The sequence below is a fragment of the Cyanobium sp. A1C-AMD genome (genome assembly GCF_024346495.1).
GTDB lineage: Bacteria > Cyanobacteriota > Cyanobacteriia > PCC-6307 > Cyanobiaceae > Cyanobium_A > Cyanobium_A usitatum.
This window is the reverse complement of sequence record NZ_JAGQDB010000016.1, coordinates 15,133-33,663: the sequence shown is the minus strand read 5'-3', so window position 1 is coordinate 33,663 and position 18,531 is coordinate 15,133. Positions and strand designations below refer to the sequence as shown.

The 18,531-nt window shown below is 62.7% G+C and carries 19 protein-coding genes; 12 read left to right on the top strand and 7 right to left on the bottom strand.

Annotation, left to right across the window (positions count from 1 at the left end):
- Positions 1–389: tetratricopeptide repeat protein (locus KBY74_RS04620; RefSeq protein WP_254941701.1), on the bottom strand; the 389-nt coding region annotated here is incomplete at its 3' end.
- 24 nt (positions 390–413) lie between these two features.
- Positions 414–1,361: a tRNA epoxyqueuosine(34) reductase QueG gene (gene queG / locus KBY74_RS04615; RefSeq protein ID WP_254941700.1), complete on the bottom strand. Its 948-nt coding sequence runs from the start codon at positions 1,359–1,361 to the stop codon at positions 414–416.
- A 47-nt stretch (positions 1,362–1,408) separates the two neighbouring features.
- On the opposite strand from queG, the gene KBY74_RS04610 reads away from it, so the two are divergent.
- The 7 genes from KBY74_RS04610 to KBY74_RS04580 all read left to right on the top strand — a co-directional run bounded on the left by KBY74_RS04610 (position 1,409) and on the right by KBY74_RS04580 (position 8,499).
- Entirely contained in the window at positions 1,409–2,059 is a 651-nt protein-coding gene (locus KBY74_RS04610) for an HpsJ family protein (protein ID WP_254941699.1), read from the top strand.
- A gap of 56 nt (positions 2,060–2,115) precedes the next feature.
- Entirely contained in the window at positions 2,116–2,841 is a 726-nt protein-coding gene (locus tag KBY74_RS04605) for a DUF502 domain-containing protein (RefSeq protein WP_106632521.1), read from the top strand.
- Positions 2,842–2,856: 15 nt separating this feature from the next.
- Positions 2,857–3,495, top strand: a complete 639-nt coding sequence (gene nusB, locus KBY74_RS04600) for a transcription antitermination factor NusB (RefSeq protein WP_254941698.1) — start codon at positions 2,857–2,859, stop codon at positions 3,493–3,495.
- Between the two features lie 7 nt (positions 3,496–3,502).
- Positions 3,503–4,984, top strand: a complete 1,482-nt coding sequence (ftsY, locus tag KBY74_RS04595) for a signal recognition particle-docking protein FtsY (RefSeq protein ID WP_254941697.1) — start codon at positions 3,503–3,505, stop codon at positions 4,982–4,984.
- 84 nt (positions 4,985–5,068) lie between these two features.
- On the top strand, positions 5,069–6,460 hold the full coding sequence (locus tag KBY74_RS04590) for a GAF domain-containing SpoIIE family protein phosphatase (RefSeq protein ID WP_254941696.1): 1,392 nt from the start codon (positions 5,069–5,071) through the stop codon (positions 6,458–6,460).
- A gap of 32 nt (positions 6,461–6,492) precedes the next feature.
- The gene (gene argH / locus KBY74_RS04585; RefSeq protein ID WP_254941695.1) at positions 6,493–7,887 is read left to right on the top strand and encodes an argininosuccinate lyase; all 1,395 of its coding nucleotides are present in this window, start codon (positions 6,493–6,495) and stop codon (positions 7,885–7,887) included.
- 90 nt (positions 7,888–7,977) lie between these two features.
- Positions 7,978–8,499: an RNA-binding protein gene (locus KBY74_RS04580; RefSeq protein WP_254941694.1), complete on the top strand. Its 522-nt coding sequence runs from the start codon at positions 7,978–7,980 to the stop codon at positions 8,497–8,499.
- Here KBY74_RS04580 and dusA read toward each other — a convergent pair.
- Positions 8,496–9,521 (bottom strand): tRNA dihydrouridine(20/20a) synthase DusA, encoded by a 1,026-nt coding sequence (gene dusA / locus KBY74_RS04575; RefSeq protein WP_254941705.1) that lies wholly within the window; start codon positions 9,519–9,521, stop codon positions 8,496–8,498. The genes KBY74_RS04580 and dusA overlap by 4 nt on opposite strands.
- 6 nt (positions 9,522–9,527) lie before the next feature.
- On the opposite strand from dusA, the gene KBY74_RS04570 reads away from it, so the two are divergent.
- Positions 9,528–10,796, top strand: coding sequence for an NAD(P)/FAD-dependent oxidoreductase (locus KBY74_RS04570; protein ID WP_254941693.1), 1,269 nt, complete (start codon positions 9,528–9,530; stop codon positions 10,794–10,796).
- Here KBY74_RS04570 and KBY74_RS04565 read toward each other — a convergent pair.
- From KBY74_RS04565 to KBY74_RS04555, 3 genes are read right to left on the bottom strand one after another with little or no spacing between them, the layout of a single operon-like run.
- A complete protein-coding gene (locus KBY74_RS04565) occupies positions 10,784–12,043 on the bottom strand; it encodes a type II secretion system F family protein (protein ID WP_254941692.1) in 1,260 nt (419 codons plus the stop codon). The two genes, KBY74_RS04570 and KBY74_RS04565, sit on opposite strands and share 13 nt — an antisense overlap.
- Before the next feature lie 24 nt (positions 12,044–12,067).
- Positions 12,068–13,147 carry a type IV pilus twitching motility protein PilT gene (locus tag KBY74_RS04560; RefSeq protein ID WP_254941691.1) on the bottom strand — a complete coding sequence of 360 codons (1,080 nt, stop codon included), beginning with the start codon at positions 13,145–13,147 and terminating at the stop codon, positions 12,068–12,070.
- A 7-nt stretch (positions 13,148–13,154) separates the two neighbouring features.
- A complete protein-coding gene (locus tag KBY74_RS04555) occupies positions 13,155–14,981 on the bottom strand; it encodes a GspE/PulE family protein (protein ID WP_254941690.1) in 1,827 nt (608 codons plus the stop codon).
- Between the two features lie 88 nt (positions 14,982–15,069).
- Here KBY74_RS04555 and grpE point away from each other — a divergent pair, with 88 nt between their 5' ends.
- Genes grpE through rsgA form a run of 4 tightly spaced genes read left to right on the top strand, consistent with a single transcriptional unit; the run spans position 15,070 to position 18,203 of the window.
- Positions 15,070–15,744, top strand: a complete 675-nt coding sequence (gene grpE, locus KBY74_RS04550; RefSeq protein ID WP_254941689.1) for a nucleotide exchange factor GrpE — start codon at positions 15,070–15,072, stop codon at positions 15,742–15,744.
- Complete coding sequence (gene dnaJ / locus KBY74_RS04545) at positions 15,744–16,859, top strand: molecular chaperone DnaJ (protein WP_106632511.1); 1,116 nt, start codon at positions 15,744–15,746, stop codon at positions 16,857–16,859. The genes grpE and dnaJ overlap by 1 nt, the downstream gene beginning before the upstream one ends.
- Positions 16,856–17,116 carry a sulfurtransferase TusA family protein gene (locus tag KBY74_RS04540; protein ID WP_106632510.1) on the top strand — a complete coding sequence of 87 codons (261 nt, stop codon included), beginning with the start codon at positions 16,856–16,858 and terminating at the stop codon, positions 17,114–17,116. Before dnaJ ends, KBY74_RS04540 begins: the two co-directional genes overlap by 4 nt.
- Positions 17,106–18,203 (top strand): ribosome small subunit-dependent GTPase A, encoded by a 1,098-nt coding sequence (gene rsgA / locus KBY74_RS04535; RefSeq protein ID WP_254941688.1) that lies wholly within the window; start codon positions 17,106–17,108, stop codon positions 18,201–18,203. The genes KBY74_RS04540 and rsgA overlap by 11 nt, the downstream gene beginning before the upstream one ends.
- Here the strand turns inward: rsgA and KBY74_RS04530 are convergent.
- Positions 18,178–18,519: a YbaB/EbfC family nucleoid-associated protein gene (locus KBY74_RS04530; RefSeq protein WP_254941687.1), complete on the bottom strand. Its 342-nt coding sequence runs from the start codon at positions 18,517–18,519 to the stop codon at positions 18,178–18,180. The genes rsgA and KBY74_RS04530 overlap by 26 nt on opposite strands.
- Positions 18,520–18,531: the final 12 nt, after the last annotated feature.

The following is an 18,531-nucleotide window of genomic DNA, read 5'->3' as shown; positions in this document are numbered from 1 at the left end:
CCGGCCCGTAGGGCTAGGGAACCCTCGGCAAACCAGATTCCAGGGTTGCTTGGATCGAGTTTCTTGGCCTTGGCCAATGATGTGCCGGCCTGTTCAAGCTGGTTGCTGCGCAGCTGGGCTTCGGCCAGCAACACCCAGCCGCGGGGATCTTCTGGCAGCAGCTGCACCGTCAGGGCAGCCAGCCTGGCGGCGTCCCTGGCTTGACCAAGTCGCAGCAGCCGCGCCGCCGCCTGGGCGATCCCTAGACCGGCAGCTTCGAGTTCCTGCCGTTGGGGTACGTACACGTAGGGCACCAACGCCCGGGCGGGCAGCCCCGCTGTCAGCAACAGCCCGAGGGCAGCGGGCAGCAGGGCAGTTCTGAAATCAGGGCGCGACCAGCGCGGAGCCATTACGGGGAGACGGGTTTGGCCAGCCTAGGCAGTGCCGCTCCGGCTGGCCCGCAGGTTGCGCCGCCACATCCAGGGTTTGAGTCGGCGCAGGGCCGAGGCTCGCAGCTTGGTATCCCAGTCGGCGTCGCTCCACCCCAGGGCTTCCTCGGCCTGTAGGTTCAGCAGCCAGGGCCTGGGCTGCAGATCCGCATCTTCACTGCTTCGCAGCGGCTGTTGATTCCAGGGACACACGTCTTGGCAGATGTCGCAGCCAGCGACCCACCCCTCCAATTTGCTGGTGATCGCTTGCGGCAGTTCGGGATCGCGGTTTTCGATGGTGTGAAAGGCCAGGCAGCGGCGGCTGTCCACCACGAAGGGCTCGGTGATGGCGCCGGTGGGACAGGCCGGCAGGCAGCGGCTGCAGCTGCCGCAAAGGGGTGTGGCGGCAGCATCGGCAGGCAGCTCCAAGGTGGTGAGCAGGTGGCCCAGCAGTAGCCAGGAGCCACGCTCGCGATTGATCAGGTTGCCGTTTTTGCCAATCCAGCCCAGGCCGGCCTGTTCGGCCCAGGCCTTATCCATCAGCGGTGCACTGTCGACGCAGGCCCGCCAACCCACCCCAGGCACCTGCTGCTCCAACCAGCGACCCAGCTGGCGCAGGCGGCCATCGATCACCCGGTGGTAGTCCCGCCCCCAGCCGTAGCGGGCCACCTTGAGCGCCCCCGGTGCCCGATCGGCCTCCACGTAGTAGTTGAGGCCCACCGCCAGCAGGCTGCGCACCCCGGGCAGTAGCTGCTCCACCGCGCGCCGGCGCGGGTCGGCCATCCAGGCCATGTCGGCTTGATAGCCGGCTGCCAGCCAGCGCTCCAGGGCCGCCGTTCGCAGGCCTAGGCGCTCTCCGGCTGGCACGGCGGCGAGGCCCACCGGGTCAAACCCAAGCTGCTGGGCCTGCTGTTTTAAACGGAGTGCAAGGTCGTGGTGGGCGTGCAGCGTCATCGCCCGTACAGTTGCGCCGTTGTCTAAATCTGCCGCGAGACCCTTCTGTGAGCACTGCTTCCTTCGGCCGCCTGGGCCACCTGTTGCGTTGGCTCGGCCTCACCTTGGTCGTGTTGCTTGCCCTGCAGTTGCTGGTGCTCCTGGGCTCTTGGAACTGGGCTGAAGAGGGATATCGCCAGCTGCTGATGGATCGACTGGTTAGCCAGTCGCCGATGGCTTTAGTTGGGTTGGTGTTGATGTTATTCGGCAGTCGCCTCGACCATCCCGCCGCTGGCCGCACCCCGCTGCGCTGGCTTGTGGCTGTAGTGAGCATCCTGCTGGCCCTTGCCTTGGTCGTGGCGGTGCCGGTTTCAATCAGCGGCGACCGCAGCCTCTCCGAACAGGCAGACCAGCAGCTGGCTGCGCGCAAGGGTCAACTGGCTATGGCCCGCGCCCAAATGGACAATCCCCAGGTCATCGACCAATTGATTGCCCAGGCGGCCCAGGCTGGTCAGATCCCCGCTGATGCCACTCCGGAGCAGCAGCAGGCGGCTGCTAAGAGTTTCATGCAGCGCCAGCTGCAGCAGGCTGAAGATCAGCTTCAGCAGCAACAGCGCGCTCGCGATCTCACGGTCAACCAGCGTCGCTACGGCGGCACCGGCACAGCGGTGGTACTGGCTATCGGCTTCGTGCTTTTGGCCTTAGTGGCCCTGCTGTGAGGCCGGCTGGCTAAGTTGAAAGCAGATTGCTGCAGGCCGGATCTCCGGATTGTCACTTGGTTCAATCCAGCCCCAGATCGGATCAGCCCCTAGGGGATCGGCTTCAATCCGATCTCAAGAACGATTTGATCGCTGGTTTGCTGGTGGTGATTCCACTGGCAACCACGATCTGGTTGGGCACCACGGTCAGCCGTTTCGTGCTGGCGTTTCTCACTTCTATCCCTAAGCAGTTCAATCCCTTCAATACCCTCAATCCGGTGTTGCAGGAGCTGATCAACCTGGGCGTTGGTCTACTGGTGCCCCTGCTCGGCATCCTGTTGATCGGCCTGATGGCCCGCAACATTGTTGGTCGCTGGCTGCTTGAGTTTGGCGAAGGGACTCTGCTGCGCATCCCCCTAGCTGGCTCGGTTTACAAAACCCTCAAGCAGCTGCTGGAAACATTCCTCCAGGGCAACTCCAGCAAGTTTCGTCGGGTCGTGCTGGTGGAGTATCCCCGCGAGGGTCTCTACGCCCTGGGTTTTGTGACTGGCGCGATCGGCTCTGCCCTGCAGGCAGGCTTCACCGAGCCCATGCTGAGTGTGTTCATTCCCACTGCGCCGAATCCAACCACCGGCTGGTACACCGTTGTGCCAGAGGGTTCTGTTAAGGATCTCGAGATCTCGGTGGAGGATGCTTTCCGCACAATCATTTCCGCCGGCATCGTCAACCCCGACGAGCGCTCCACCCCCAATCGCAGCTTCTCCAGCCTGCTGGCCCAGCTGCGCACCCCCCAACTTTCCTGAGGCAGAACCCACCTGATGCAGAGCCGCACCCTCTCCCGTGAACTGGCCCTGCTGATGCTTGGTCAGACCAGTGATCGCGGCTCGTCTGCCCCGGCCTTGCCAACTGGCATGGAGGGCCTGTTGCAGCAGGTGCTCGCCACCCTCAGCCAGGACGTGCGTGAGTCCCTGGATCGCTCCGCAGAAGACTTGCAGGCCGCCCAGCAGCAACTGCTTGATAGCGAGTTGCAGGAGCAGGGTGAGCAGCAGTTGCCCCGGGTGCGCCAGCACCTCAACGCCGGCCTGGTCGCGGCTGAACAGGCTCTTAACCGCCTTTCTGCAAGCCTGGAGTTGCCCCGGCTGCTGATGCTGGCCGACCAAGATGAGGTTCGCCTAGGCGCCATTGCCCGGGTCGAGGCCGTGCTGCGCGACCGTCAGGCGATCGATGAGCGACTGGATCGGGTAATGGAGGGTTGGCGTCTTACTCGCCTGCCCCGCATCGATCGGGACATCCTGCGGCTGGCAGCCGTAGACCTCGAGAGCTTTCGCACCCCCCCTGCTGTGGCCTGTAACGAAGCTGTGGAGTTAGCCAATCGCTATAGCGATGAGCAGGGCCGCCGCATGATCAACGGGGTGCTGCGGCGCTTTACGGCAGCTCGTTCCGCGGCGGAGGCCTGAGCAAGCCATGGTTTACGACTGGTTTAATCGCACCGGCCCATCCCCAGCTGACCCATCAGCAACCCCGCCGCCAGCTTCTGAACAGGTTTCGGATCAGGGTCCAGAACAGGCTCAAGAACAGCCTGTTGAGGGTTCCTCCGATCCCAACGCTGAGGCGCTGGAATGGGCCCGCCAGGCCTACGCCCGCCTCAAGGCCCAGCAGGAGGAGCAAAAGCGGCGCCAGCTTGAGCCCGAATCTGCCCCTGAGCCCCCTCTTCCAGATTCTGTACAGCCTGTACTGATCAATACCCAGCAGAGCGAACAGGGTCTTGAGCAGGATCCTCAGCAGGTTGCCCAACCGGCCACTCCAGTGGCCGCGCCCCTTTCCCTGCTGGAGCAGGCAGCGGCCCAGCGGGCCGAACGCCAACAGGCGATCACGGCGCCAGAGGCTCCCGCCCTGGAAGCCCCTGCAGCGCCCGAACTAGCTGAGCCCAGCTTGGGCGCTTTCGACGCCACCTTCACCTGGTCGGCTGAGGTACTCGCGGCCCAGGGCAAGCGGGTTGATCAGGTTTCGCTTGAGGAGATCGACTGGCTCACTCGTTTGCGCCAGGGCCTCGAGAAAACCCGCCAGGGCTTGGTCACCCAGCTGCTCGACAACCTGGGTGATGACCCGCTCACGCCAGAGGTGGTTGATGGTCTGGAAACCACCCTGCTGCGGGCAGACGTTGGGGTGGAGGCCACCGACCGGGCCCTTGGCGCCCTGCGCCAGCGGCTAAATCAGGAGGTGGTGGATCCCGCCGAGGGCCTGCGCTTCCTTAAGGAGCAGCTGCGCGCCATCCTCGACCAACCGATCGAGGCCAGTGGCCAGCCCCTGCTAGCCCCCCGCCGCGAGCAGCTCAACGTATGGCTGTTGGTGGGGGTAAACGGCGTTGGTAAGACGACCACGCTCGGCAAGCTGGCCAACTTGGCGGTGCGCAGCGGCTACAGCTGCTTGATAGCTGCTGCTGACACCTTCCGGGCCGCGGCGGTGCAGCAGGTGCAGGTGTGGGGTGAGCGCAGCAAGGTGCCGGTGATCTCCAATCCCAGCGCCAATGCAGATCCAGCGGCAGTCGTCTACGACGCCATCGGTGCTGCCCAGGCCAAGGGCACTGAGCTGGTGCTGGTGGATACGGCTGGCCGCCTGCAGACCAAGCACAACTTGATGGAAGAGCTCAGCAAGGTGCGCAGGATTGTCGACAAGCTGGCGCCGGAGGCGGTGGTGGAGTCGCTTTTGGTGCTGGATGCCAGCCAGGGTCAGAACGGCCTGCGTCAGGCCATGGCTTTTGCCAAGGCCGCCGGACTAACCGGCGTGGTGCTCACCAAGCTCGATGGCAGCGCCCGTGGTGGTGTGGCCCTAGCCGTCGCCTCTGAAGCCAGGCTGCCAATCCGTTTCATTGGCGCTGGTGAGGGTATTCGCGACCTGCGCCCCTTTAACAGCTTTGAGTTTGTTGAGGCCTTGCTGGCTCGCTGAGGTCCTGCTTGCCTTGGCCGGTAGGGCACTTGCCCGCGTCGCCGCTATCTTGCGAAACCGCCGCGGCCGCACCGTGCCCAATCGGTGAGCAACAAGCCGCCCCCCCATCCGGTTTCTCCCCAGGGTCCGGCCTTGTTGTCGGCTGCAGCATCGCTGCGGCAGCTGCTCGACAGCCTCAGCCGGGAGCAGCGGCGCAACCAGGAGCTGCTGGCTTCCCTGGCTTTTGCCCTGCGCAGTTTCACTAATTTGGGTCGCTTTCTGGAGCTGGTGCCGCTGGTGGCGGCCCGGCTGGTGGAAGCCGAGGGGGCAGTGCTGGTGGTATTCCACGAGGATGGCCGCCTCTGGCGCGAGTATCTGCAGGCCACGCCTGCCGAGCCCTGCGCCGAGCTGGTGCGCCAGCTGGCGGCGTTGGCGGATGGGGATTTGGCAGCTCTCAGCGGTGATGCGGCTGTGGCGGCCTTGCTTGATCAGCGGGTGGGTCGGCTGCTGGGTGGAGCCCAGGTGGTTGCTACATCGGTGGTTTCCCGCAGCCTGCAGCGAGGCCGCCTCTATATCTTCAGCAATCGGCAGGGCTTTGCCTGGAGCGAGGTGCATCGCCGCCACCTGCAGCTGGTGGCCGACCTTGCCGCCGTGGCGCTGGAAAACGAGGCCCTGCTCCAGACCATGCGGCGCCATGAGCGGCTCGATCGCCAGCTCAGCATCGGTGCTGAAATCCAGGCCCAGCTGCTGCCCGACCACTGTCCGGTGATCGATGGCGTTGAGCTGGCCGCCCGCTGCCGCCCCGCCTTCCAGGTGGGCGGTGACTATTACGACTTCATCCCCACCCGGCCCCAGCTGCTGGGCCGCCGCCGCGAACAGGCCCGCTGGGCGCTGGTGATGGGCGATGTGATGGGCAAGGGCGTGCCGGCAAGTCTGCTGATGACCATGCTGCGCGGCATGTTGCGGGCCGAGGTGCTGAGCGGCCACTCCCCCGAGCGCATCCTTCACGACCTCAACCAGCTGGCCCAGGAAGACCTGGCCCAGTCGCACCGGTTTGTGACCCTCTTTTATTCCGATTACGACCCCCGCACCCACCTGCTGCGCTACGCCAATGCGGCCCACAATCCGCCGTTGATCTGGCGGCGCCAGCGCAACCAGGTGGAGCGCCTTGATGCCCCAGGTCTGCTGATTGGTTTGCAGAGCGAAGCCGATTACGGCCTTGAGCAGATCGTGCTGGATCCAGGCGATGTGCTGCTCTATTACACCGACGGGGTGACCGAGGCCACCGGCTTCAGCGGCGAGCGCTTCGACGAGGAGCGGTTGGTGCTTCAGCTGCAGGCGGCCTGCCGCTCCGGCATCGGCGCTCAGGGGATTCTCGACCAGCTGTTTGCCCGGCTCGATCGCTTCGTGGGGGCAGACCGGCAGCTCGACGATGACGCTTCGATGGTGGTGCTCAAGGTGAAGGAGGAGCTGATGCTGCCCTCCCTGCCAAGCTGATTCCCTGCCTAGCGCCGCCCGCCGAGCCCCGAATGGCTGTTGATTCCACCGCGTCTACCTGGAGCCAGCGTTTCGAGCAGGGCCTGCATCCGGCGATCGAGCGCTTCAACGCTTCGATCGGTTTTGACATCACCCTGCTGCAGCAAGACCTGGACGGCTCCATCGCCCATGCCCGCATGTTGGGTAGTTGCGCTGTGATCAGCGAGAGCGAGGCGGCCCAGTTGATCGAGGGCCTGGAGAATGTGAGAGCTGAGGCAGCCAGGGGCGAGTTCAACCCCGGCCTGGAGGCTGAAGATGTGCACTTCGCCGTTGAGCGGCGTCTGATTGAGTTACTCGGCCCCCTGGGCAAGAAACTGCACACCGGCCGTAGTCGCAACGACCAGGTGGGCACCGACCTGCGTCTGTGGCTACGCGGCCAAATTGATGCCATTGACGGGGGCTTGTTGCGCTTTGAGCGGGCCCTGCTGGCTCAGGCTGAGCTGCACAGCACGGTCTTAATCCCCGGCTACACCCACCTGCAGCGGGCCCAGCCGGTGTGTCTGGCCCACCACCTACTGGCTTACATCGAGATGGCCGAGCGGGACAGGGCCCGTTTGGCAGATGTGCGCGGCCGGGTGAATATCTGTCCCCTGGGGGCCGCGGCCCTGGCGGGCACGCCGGTGCCCATCGATCGGCGCCAGACCGCCGCCGAGTTGGGCTTTGACACCATCTACGCCAATAGTCTCGATGCGGTCAGTGATCGGGACTTTGCGGTCGAGTTCATGGCTGCCGCCAGCTTGGTGCTGGTGCACCTAAGCCGGCTCAGTGAGGAGGTGATTCTCTGGGCCAGCGAAGAGTTTGGCTTTATCGGCCTCACCGACCGCTGTGCGACTGGCAGCAGCTTGATGCCTCAGAAAAAGAACCCTGATGTGCCCGAGCTGGTGCGGGGCAAGAGCGGCCGGGTGTTTGGCCACCTGATGGGCTTGCTAACCATGATCAAGGGCCTGCCCCTCGCCTACAACAAGGACTTCCAGGAAGACAAGGAGGCCCTGTTTGACGGGGTGCGTACCTGCCTCGATTGCCTGGAGGCGATGGCGATTCTGTTTGAAGAGGGGCTCGAGTTTCGGCCCCAGCGCCTGGAGGCGGCAGTGGCGGCGGATTTCTCCAATGCCACCGATGTGGCCGACTACCTGGTTGCTAAAGGGGTGCCCTTTCGCGAGGCCTACCAGTTGGTGGGCGGCCTGGTGAAGGGCTGCCTGGCTGAGGGAATCCTGCTGCGCGACCTGCCCCTGGGGCGCTGGCAGCAGCTGCACCCTGCCTTTGAAGCCGACATTTATGAGGCCATCACTCCCCAGCAGGTGGTGGCGGCCAGGCGCAGCGAGGGGGGCACGGGCTTTGACCAGGTTGAGCAGCAGTTGCAGCAAATTCGGATGCGACTTGCCTGCTGAGAGCAGCCAGCTTTCGTCAGTCGTCTTAGGGTGGATCGGTTAGTGGCCCATTGGCCCACATGCATCGGTCCCGCGGCCGATCTTCAGTTCGTGAGTATTTTTGTCGGCAACCTTCCCTTCCGCGCTGAGCAGGAAGACGTGGCGGAATTGTTTGCACCCTTCGGTGAGGTGTCTAGCTGTTCCCTACCCCTTGAACGGGATACCGGGCGCAAGCGTGGTTTCGCCTTTGTTGAGATGGGCGATGAAGCAGCAGAGGCAAAGGCCGTCGAGGCATTGCAGGGTGCTGAGCTGATGGGTCGTCCCCTGCGCATCAACAAAGCCGAGCCCCGCACCGGCGGCGGCGGCGGAGCTGGCGGTGGTGGTCCGCGCCGGGGTGGTTATGGCGGCGGCGGTGGTGGCTACAACCGCGGCAGTGGTGGTGGAGCAGGCGGTGGTGGTGGTTATGCGGGTGGTGGCGATCGGGGATCTGGTGCCCGCGGCTGGGAAGATCGGAGCTATGGCGCTGGCAATCCTGCTGGTGGCGACAGCTTCGACGCTGGGCGCACCCGCCGCCGCCGCAGTGGCGGTGGCGATAGCGGTGGTGGCGACTTCTACGGTGGCGCCGAGGTCTAGTAGCCCTGCTCTGCCAGGGATAGGGCCGCGGCTGCCAGCACGCCAGCATCCGCGTCCCTTGACCCTGCTTTTTCGGTGAGTTGCTGGCGCCAGCGTTTGGCGCCGCCTACCCCCTCCACCACATGTACTAAGTGGCGGGCGATGGGCCACAGCCGTCCGCCCCGACTGCGCCATTGCTCGGCGTAGGCAACCAAACCCCCCACTACGCTGGAGGCTGTGGCCAGCGGCTGGCTGTCGTCGGCGTAGATCTGCTGGTCCACCTGCCTCCACTGGAGGGGATGGGCATAAGCAGCCCGACCCACCATGGCCCCGTCCACCAATTCGAGCTGCTGCACGCAGTCGTTCAGGCTTTCCAGACCGCCGTTTAATTCGATGCTCAGTTGCGGTCGATCGCGCTTGAGGGCGTGCACCACGTCGTAGCGCAAGGGCGGGATCGTGCGGTTCTGTTTGGGATCGAGCCCCTCCAGCCACGCTTTGCGCGCGTGTACTGAAAAGCGCTGGGCTCCCGCTGCCGCCACCGCATCCACGAAGGCCAGCAACTCGGCGTATGAGTCGCGCTCGTCAATGCCGATGCGGTGTTTCACCGTTACCGGCAAGGGGCAGGCGGCGGCCATGGCGGCAACGCAGCGGGCCACCTGGTCAGGATCGGCCATCAGACAGGCCCCAAAGCGGCCTTTTTGCACCTTCTCGCTGGGGCAGCCCACATTCAGGTTGATTTCGTCGTAGCCCCATTCAGCCGCCAGGGCAGCGGCCTCAGCCAGCAAGGCGGGATCGTCGCCGCCTACTTGCAGGGCTAGGGGTTTTTCGATCGGATCGAAGCCCAGTAGGCGCTCCAGCCGCCCCCCCGGTGCGCTGGCATCAGGTGCTTGCCTGGCGTGGTGCAGGGCCTGGGCTACCACCATTTCGGTGTAAAGCAGGCTGCGCCTGCTGATCTGCCGCATCAGCACCCGGAAGTGCCGATCGGTGTAGTCCATCATCGGGGCCACACTGAAGCGATAACTGGCTGGATCGATCTGGCCCATCTCCCCATGCTGCCAATTCATGCTGCCGTTGTCGTGGCCGGTGGCGGTGCTGCCGGCTTTATGGCCGCCATCAGTGCTGCTGAGGCCGGCCTTGGCGATATCGCACTGCTGGAAGCCACCAACGAGCCGTTGAACAAGGTGTTGATCAGTGGCGGTGGGCGCTGCAATGTCACCCATGCCTGCTGGGATCCTCGGGCGTTGGTGGGGCACTATCCCCGGGGCGGCCAGGCCCTGCGGGGTCCCTTTTCGCGCTTTGCTCCCGGCGATGCCGTCGCCTGGTTTGCTGACCATGGCCTCGAGCTGGTGGAGGAGCCGGACGGCCGCCTGTTTCCCCGCTCAAACCGTGCTGAATCGGTGGCAGCCACCTTGCGCCGAGCGGCCCTCCAGGCCGGGGTGCAGCTGCACACGGGGGTGAGCCTGCAGCGGGCCGCGGCAGCTGCTGCCGGTGGTTTTGACCTGCTGGTGCGGGGCGGCGGAGCGATCAGAGCCGATCGGTTGGTGCTTGCCACCGGCAGCCATCCCAGCGGCCGCCAGCTGGCGGCGGCCCTAGGCCATGGGCTGGTGGCGCCTGTGCCCTCCCTATTCACCTTGGCCCTGGCTGGCGATCCCCTGCTGGAGCTGGCCGGAGTGGTGATGGATCCGGTGGAGCTGGCTTTGCACCTGCCGCAGGAGCCCCAGGCCGCTCGGGCTGCCCAGCCTTTTCGCCAGCGGGGCCCGGTGCTGATCACCCATTGGGGTCTGTCCGGTCCAGCCACCCTGCGGCTCACGGCTTTTGCTGCCCGCGCCCTCAAGGCCAGTGGCTATCGGGGTGAGCTGCGCCTTGATTGGAGTGGCGGCCTGTCCCAGCAGGATCTTGAGGGCTTGTTTGCCGAGGCCAAGCGAGACCAGGCCAAGCGGCAACTAGCTAACTGGCGCCCCTGGCCCGCCCTCAGCCGGCGCCTATGGCTGGCCCTGTTGCAGCGCCATGGCCTAGACCCTCAGCAGCGCTGGGCTGATCTTGCTAAGCGGCACCAGCAGCTGTTGGTATCGGCCTTGCGTGATACCCGGCTGGCCATTACCGGGCGGGGCCCCTTCGGCGAAGAATTCGTGACGGCAGGTGGCATTCCTCTAGGTGAGGTGAACCTGGCGACGATGGAGAGTCGCCAGCAGCCTGGTCTTTATTTGGTGGGTGAACTTTTGGATGTGGACGGGGTGACTGGGGGGTTCAACTTCCAGCACTGCTGGAGCAGCGGCTGGCTGGCCGGCCAGGCTTTGGCTGAGAGTTATTTGATCTGATCAAACACCGAGAACATCGGTAGATACATAGCCAGCAGGATTGAGGCCACAATGCCGCCGACAAGCACGATCATGGCGGGCTCCAGCATGGAGGTGAGTGCCTTGACGGTGGCTTCCACTTCGTCTTCATAAAAGTCAGCCACCTTGGAGAGCATGGCGTCCATCTCGCCTGTTTCCTCGCCGATGGAGAGCATGCTTATAGACATATCAGGAAATACGTTCATGCGTCCAAGCGCCACACTTAACGGAATTCCCTGCAACACGTCTTGGCGACTATTGCTAATTGCATCTGAGATAATGGAATTACTTGTGATTTCTCTAACTATATCAAGTGACATCAAAATTGGCACCCCCGCTCGCGTTAAGGAGCTAAAGGTTCGGGAGAACTGCGCCGTTGCTGTTTTTTGAATCAATTCGCCAAACAGGGGGAGCTTGAGTACAAGGGCGTCTACTCGCCGCCTGCCAATTGGTGTGGCATAAAACTTGCCAAATAGAAAGACCCCGGCAATAAGTCCTAATACCAGATACAGAGAAAAGGTTGAGCGCAGTAGGCTGCTGAGGTCCACCATCATCTGAGTGAACCAGGGGAGTTCGGCGCCTAGGCCATCAAAAATACCGGCAAAGGTGGGAATGATGAAGATTGTCATTCCCAGAAAGACTGAGATGGCGATGAACAACACAGCCACCGGATAGCCCATGGCCCCTTTGAGCTGGTTTTGCAACTTGGCGTTGTCCTCAAGCAGTTTGGCCAGTCTCTTTAGGGATTCATCCAGCACGCCCCCGGCTTCCCCCGCCTCCACCATGGCGATGCTGAGCTTGTCAAATACTTTAGGCCAGCGCCGTAGGGCTTCGCCTAGGGAGATCCCCTGGTTTACCTCCAGGCTGATCGATTGCAGGGCCCGTTTAAACAGGGGCATCTTTTGTTGAGATGCCATTAGGTCGATGCTGCGCACAATTGGTACGCCAGCATTGACAAGGGCCGACATCTTGCTGGCAAATACAGCTTTATCTTTGATGCCAGGTTTTGCCTCTAGCAGTTCATTGAGTTTGGAGAATTTGAGTTTTTCACTTAGTTGGGCTGCGGCACTAGATCCCGTCGCCGTGGTTTTCGGCTTGGCCTTGATTTCGGTGGCTCGGATGCCTCGCAGCCTCAAGCTGCGCTTAGCGTGGGCGGGATCGGTTGCCTCGATATCTACAAGGAATGACTTGCCTCGGGGATTGATGCAGGTGGCAACGAAGGCAGGCATGGTTTAGGAGTACCTAGTGGTGAATCAGCTCAGTTGCTTGACTAAACGTATGAGCTCGTCAGGCTTTGAGGTTTTCAAAAGGGCTTCATCCATCATGACTTGGTTGCTGAGCACTAGATCCCCAAGGGCTTTTTCTAGCGTTTGCATTGATAGTTGACCACCTGTCTGAATTGCAGAGTAAAGCTGGGCGGTTTTACCTTCCCGGATCAGGTTTGCGGTGGCTGGTGTATTGATCATTATCTCCTGGGCCATGACTCGACCAGATTGGCCGGGGCTTGGATTGTGGCGCTTGCACAGCGTTTGGGCAAAAACGGCCACAAGGCTGCTGCTTAGCTGCACCCGAATCTGATTCTGTTGGCTGGGGGGGAAAACATCCACCATGCGGTCCACGGTTTGGGCGGCCGAACTGGTGTGCAGGGTGCCCAATACCAGGTGACCGGTCTCTGCTGCCGTAATTGCTAACTGGATGGTGTCGAGGTCTCGAAGCTCGCCCACCAGGATTACGTCGGGATCTTCTCGAAGGGCTGCCTTTAGGGCATTGGCAAAGCTGCGGGTGTCTTCGTTGAGCTGGCGCTGGTGGATGACACTTTTTACTGGTCTGTATGTGAATTCAATCGGGTCTTCAATGGTCAATATATGTTCTGCCCGGGTTTGATTTATATGCTCGATCATTGCCGCCAGGGTTGTGGTTTTGCCAGAGCCGGTGGGGCCTGTTACGAGAATCAGCCCTTTGGGCATGTGGCTCATTTCCTCCACAATCGGCGGTAGCCCTAGGCTTTCCAGAGTGGGCACGGTGTTGGAAAGCGCTCGCAGGCAGGCGGCGTAGGTACCCCTCTGGCGATAAACATTGACCCTGAAGCGGGCGATCCCTTTAAGGCCATAGGCACAATCTAATTCCCAGGTTTGCTCTAGCTGCTTGCGCTGGGCATTATTTAGCATGGAGAAGATTAGTTTATTGCAGCTTTCTTCGTCTAGGGAATCATCGTGTATGGGCCTTAGTTGACCGCTGAACCTGCCATAGGGAGGTATGCCTGCACTGATATGGAGATCACTGCCGCCATCCTTCACAAGTTGGGTCATCAAGTCTTCAATCATCACGGCCATGGGACCCTCAGCGGCTGGTTAGACAGTAGGGACATTCGAGCCAGTCGTCATGGAGCCCAGCTCCGCAGTTGCTGCAGGTGAGGGTGCTTAGTGACTTAGAGCGGCGTTCAGCTTCCAGGCCTGAATCAGTGAGCAGCATCCGTTCGACCTCGGCCAGGGTTGTGTGACCTTCGCGCACTAGCTGCAGCCCGTAGCCCAAAAGGGTTTTCATGCCGTTTTCAAGCGCCATTCGCCGCAGCACATCTGTGGGTTCCCTCTTGGCGACAGCTGCTGCCAAGGTATCCGTCATCCGTAGGATTTCGTAGACACCGATTCTTCCTTTGTAGCCGGCACCGTTGCAAGCAGGGCAGCAGCCTTCCTGGTTGCGGTTCTGGGTGTTGGCCTTGAAGAAGGTCACCGTGGTTTCGTGGCTACTCAACAGACCAAAACGGGCCAGTTCTTCCGGATTGGGGGTGTAGCTAATTCGGCAAGCCGAACACACCCGACGCAGCAGCCGCTGGGACACGATGCCCAGCAGTGATGCGCTCACCATGAAGGGCTCCACACCCATTTCATCGAGGCGGGCGATGGCGCTGGCCGCGTCGTTGCAGTGCAGGGTGGTCATCACTAGGTGGCCAGTAAGTGCGGCCTCGATCGCCGTTTTGGCCGTCTCCAAGTCGCGGGTTTCCCCCACCAGCAAAACGTCAGGGTCCTGTCGCATAAAGGCACGTAGCGCCATACTGAAATCGAGCCCCTTCTCTCGATTTACTTGGGTTTGGGTGATGCCATGCAGGGTGTATTCGATCGGGTCTTCAACCGTGGAAATGTTGATGCCTGGATCGTTGCGCTCAGCCAGTAGGGCGTAGAGGGTGGTTGACTTGCCCGAGCCGGTCGGGCCTGTCACCAGAATCATTCCGTAGGGTTTAGATCCCAGCTCTCGCAGGGTTTTTCTTGCATCCGCATCGGTGATTAGGGTTTCTAGGCCGAGCTGAGTAGCGCCGCTGTCAAGTAGGCGCAGGCATATTTTTTCACCATTTCGGCTGGGCAAAGTGCTTACCCGAAAATCCATTTTGCGGCCGCGGAACATGCGCCTTATGCGGCCGTCTTGAGGCAATCGTCGCTCGGCGATATCCAGATCCGCCATGATTTTGATGCGTGATGTGACGGCTGGCGTCAGGCTCTTTGGCAGGTCTTCGAAGTGCTTCTGCAGCACACCGTCGAGGCGAAAGCGAATTTCCAGGGTGTTTTCCTGGGGTTCCACGTGAATATCACTGGCCCCCAAGGTGAGCGCCTCGATCAGGATTCTGTCCACCAGGCTGATGATTGGTGACGCATTGGCACTGCTGCTGGCAGCAGCAGTGCCCTCCAGATCTTCGACATCGGCAACCTCCTGCAGCTGCCCTTCGGAGGTGCCAGGGATTCCTAGGTCTTTGGTTAGGGAGCGGGGGGGGTTAAAGCTTGCAGGTGGTCGCGGTTGGGCTGGCTTGGAGGCTGCGGGAGCGGGAGTTGGTGCTTTTGCCGTGAGCGCAGTTGTGAGATTTGTCGCCAACGCCAACTTCAGCTCCGCGTTGAAGCCGGCACGTTGCAATTCCTCACTTAAATTCTGGCGCTGCTGGGGCCCCCAGTTGCGAGGTACGGCAACTACCAATCTCCCTTTGGCTTCTTGAAGGGGCAAGGCGCCCAGTTCGCGCCAGCGGGCCTCTGGCAGCCCTTTGCCCGTAAAAAGTAAGTTTTGACCAAGGGCCTGCAACTCGGTTGCTTGCAGCACCGGCTCACCAACCAGCAGCTCCACCTCCAGACGTTGCTGCTCTTCGCTGCTGGCTTCAGGGACGGGGCGGGAAGGGGTGAGGGTCATGGAGCCAGAAGGTGCGGGCTTCCGCCGCTTGTGGGAGGTAGGCCCGGCGCTTCAACATGTCTAGAACCAAAGTCCGACCTTGTCAGCCATGAGCGGTGACACCTCGATGAGCGGTGATAGCAACCTGGGAGCTGGGGCCCCCCAAGCCGCTGATCCCAGCGAGATTCCGGCTACTCCGGAGATGGAGGCTGGACAGGAGGCCGGCTCTCACCAGATTTCTGATCAGGGTTCCGATCTGGCTGGCCAGCTGGCGGCACTCAAGGCAGAGCATGAGGCCCTTAACGGCCAATACATGCGTCTGGCTGCCGACTTCGACAACTTCCGCAAGCGCCAGAGCCGCGACAGCGAAGACCTGCGCCTACAGATCACCTGCTCCACCTTGGGTGAGATTTTGCCGGTGGTCGATAACTTCGACCGGGCAAGGCAGCAGCTGAATCCCCAGCATGAGGAAGCCCAGGCGCTGCATCGCAGCTATCAGGGCCTGTACAAGCAGCTAGTGGATGTGTTCAAGCAGCTTGGGGTTTCACCGATGCGGGTAGAGGGTGAACCCTTCGATCCCAGCTTGCATGAGGCGGTCTTGCGTGAACCCAGCGAGGCCCATGCCGAAGATGTGGTGATCGAGGAGTTGCAGCGCGGCTACCACCTAAACGGTCGGGTGCTGCGCCACGCCCTGGTCAAGGTGTCGATGGGGCCTGGTTCCGGCGCCGTCCCCGCTGGCCCCCAAGCAGCTGAGAATGGCCAGGCTGAGGAGCAGGACGGCTGATGGCCGACTACTACGACCTGCTCGGCACTGCCCGCGACGCCGATCCAGACACTTTGAAGCGGGCCTACCGGCGGATGGCCCGTCAGTACCACCCGGATGTCAACAAAGATCCTGGGGCTGAAGACAAATTCAAGGAGATCGGCCGGGCCTACGAGGTGCTCAGCGATCCCCAGACTCGCGCCCGTTACGACCAGTTTGGTGAGGCGGGCCTAGGCGGCGGCGGGGCACCGGATATGGGCGACATGGGCGGCTTTGCCGACCTGTTTGAGACCTTCTTCAGTGGCTTTGGGGGGGCGGGTGCTGGAGCGGGTCCGCGGCGGCGTGGTCCCCGTCAAGGCGATGACCTGCGCCTCGACCTCACCATCAACTTCCAAGAGGCGGTGTTTGGTATCGAGAAGGAGGTGCAGATTCGCCATCTCGAAACCTGCAGCACCTGCCAGGGGTCCGGGGCCAAGGCGGGCAGTGGACCCACAAGCTGCGGCACCTGTGGCGGCGCCGGCCAGGTGCGTCGGGCCACCCGCACCCCATTCGGCAGTTTTACCCAGGTGGCGGCTTGTCCTACCTGTGAGGGCAGCGGCCAGGTGATTGCCGACCCCTGCGGCGCCTGCGGTGGCCAAGGTCTGCAGCAGGTGCGTAAAAAGCTGCGGATCAACATCCCAGCTGGGGTTGATTCCGGCACCCGGCTGCGGGTGGCAAATGAGGGCAATGCCGGCCAGCGGGGTGGGCCCGCCGGCGATCTCTATGTGTTCCTGAGCGTTCAATCGGCTGCTGGCTTACGCCGCGATGGCATCAACATCCACTCGGAGGTGACGCTCAATTACCTCCAGGCCATTTTGGGCGACACCATCGAGGTAGACACGGTGGACGGCCAGGAGTCGTTGGAGATTCCAGCCGGTACCCAGCCCGGAGCGGTGCTCACCCTGCAGAGCAAGGGGGTGCCCAAGTTGGGCAATCCGGTGGCCCGAGGCAACCACCTGGTCAGCATCAAGGTGCAGCTGCCCACCAAGCTCAATGCTGAGGAGCGGGAGTTGCTGGAGCAGCTGGCCGGCCACCACACCAACAAGGGCCACAAGCATCCCCATAAAAGCGGCTTGTTTGGGGGCCTCTTCGGTTGAGCGCCAGTTGGGCAGACGGCAACCCAGATGCCCAGCTCGATCTGCGTGGCATCGCTTGTCCGCTCAACTTCATTCGCACCAAGCTGGCCCTGGAGCGTTTGGTTCCTGGCCAGATCCTGCAGGTTGACCTAGATCGGGGAGAGCCCCAGCAGCAGGTGACCCAGGGGCTGGAGAGCGCAGGTCATGGGGTTACCTGCTGCGATCACCCGGAGCAACAAGGGGCCGTGCGGCTGCAGGTTCGTTGTCATGGGGGTTGAGCCTGGGCCATTGCGCCTAATTGGGCAGGTGGTGGCCCTGCTGGCCAATTACTGCTGGGTGGAACTGGATCAGCTAGGGCCCACTGGCCTGAGTCGACTTTTGTGCACCCGGCGCACCCGCCTTGGCAAAAGCGGCCAAACCATCGCCGTTGGGGATCGCGTTTGGGTGGATGGCATCGACTGGCCTGCTGGCCGGGCGGCTGTGGCGGCCCTGGAGCCGCGTCAGAGCCTGCTTGAGCGGCCTGCCGTGGCCAATGTGGCCCTCGTGGTGGTGGTGGTGGCGCTGGCGGAGCCAGAGCTGGATCTGCTCCAGCTCACACGCTTTTTGTTGACGGCTGAGGCGACGGGGCGGCCGGTGCAGTTGGTGTTCTCCAAGGCGGATCTGGTTTCGCCTGACGAGGTGGCTAGTTGGTGCCAGCGAGCTGCTGCCTGGGGTTACGACGCTCTGGCGGTATCTACCAGTAGTGGCGAGGGCATGGAGCCTTTGCTGCAGCGGCTGGCCCAGCCAGGTATCGCCGTGCTTTGTGGACCTTCTGGGGTGGGGAAGAGCAGCGTGCTCAACCGTCTTTGCCCCGAGCTCGGCCTGCGGGTGGCGGCGGTGTCAGGGCGGCTGCAGCGGGGCCGCCACACCACCCGCCATGTGGAGCTTTTCCCCTTGGCGCCCGGAGCCCTGCTGGCCGACACGCCTGGATTCAATAGGCCGCGGCTGCCCGCCGACCCCGTTGCCCTAGGCCCCCTGTTTCCGGAGATTCGGCAACGACTGGGCTTGGGCTGCTGCCGCTTCAGCAATTGCCTGCACCAGGGCGATCCCGGCTGTGCCGTTGGCTCCGACTGGGAGCGTTACCACCTTTATGCCCAGTGCCTGAGCGATCTGCTGCTGGATGGCGAGCGAACGGGCCGGGTTGCGGACTCCCCTGACGGGTCGGGGCTGCGACGCCGCGGTCAGGGTCTAGAGCCCCGCCTGGCGCCCGGATTGCGGCAGCTCTCCCGGCGTCGCCAGCGTCAGCAGCTGCTGAATGGGGAAGAGGATGGCCAGGCTGGCACTGGAAAAGTGACGGATTTCAGCCGCCCAGACCTGGCAGATTGAGATTTAGGCCACCGGTGAGTTCTTCCATGCGGCCTTTCATCGTGTCGGTGGACACCTCGTAGGCGGCTTGCAACGCTTCCAGCACGGCGGCCTCGCTGGCGGCAGCCCCTTCGGCGATCAGTTCTGGGGCCAGTTGCACTCGCAGCGGTTGCTGGTTGCCCGTGAGCCAGATGCTGGCCCGGCCGTCGGCGCTGCGGCCCTCCAGTTCCATTGCATCAAGTTCTTCCTGGAGCTTTTGGGCGTTTTGCTGCAGCTCCTGGGCCTTCTTGAAGGCCTCGGTGAGCTGACCGAAGTTGGGGAGTCCGAAGCCAGCCATGCCCTAGAAGTT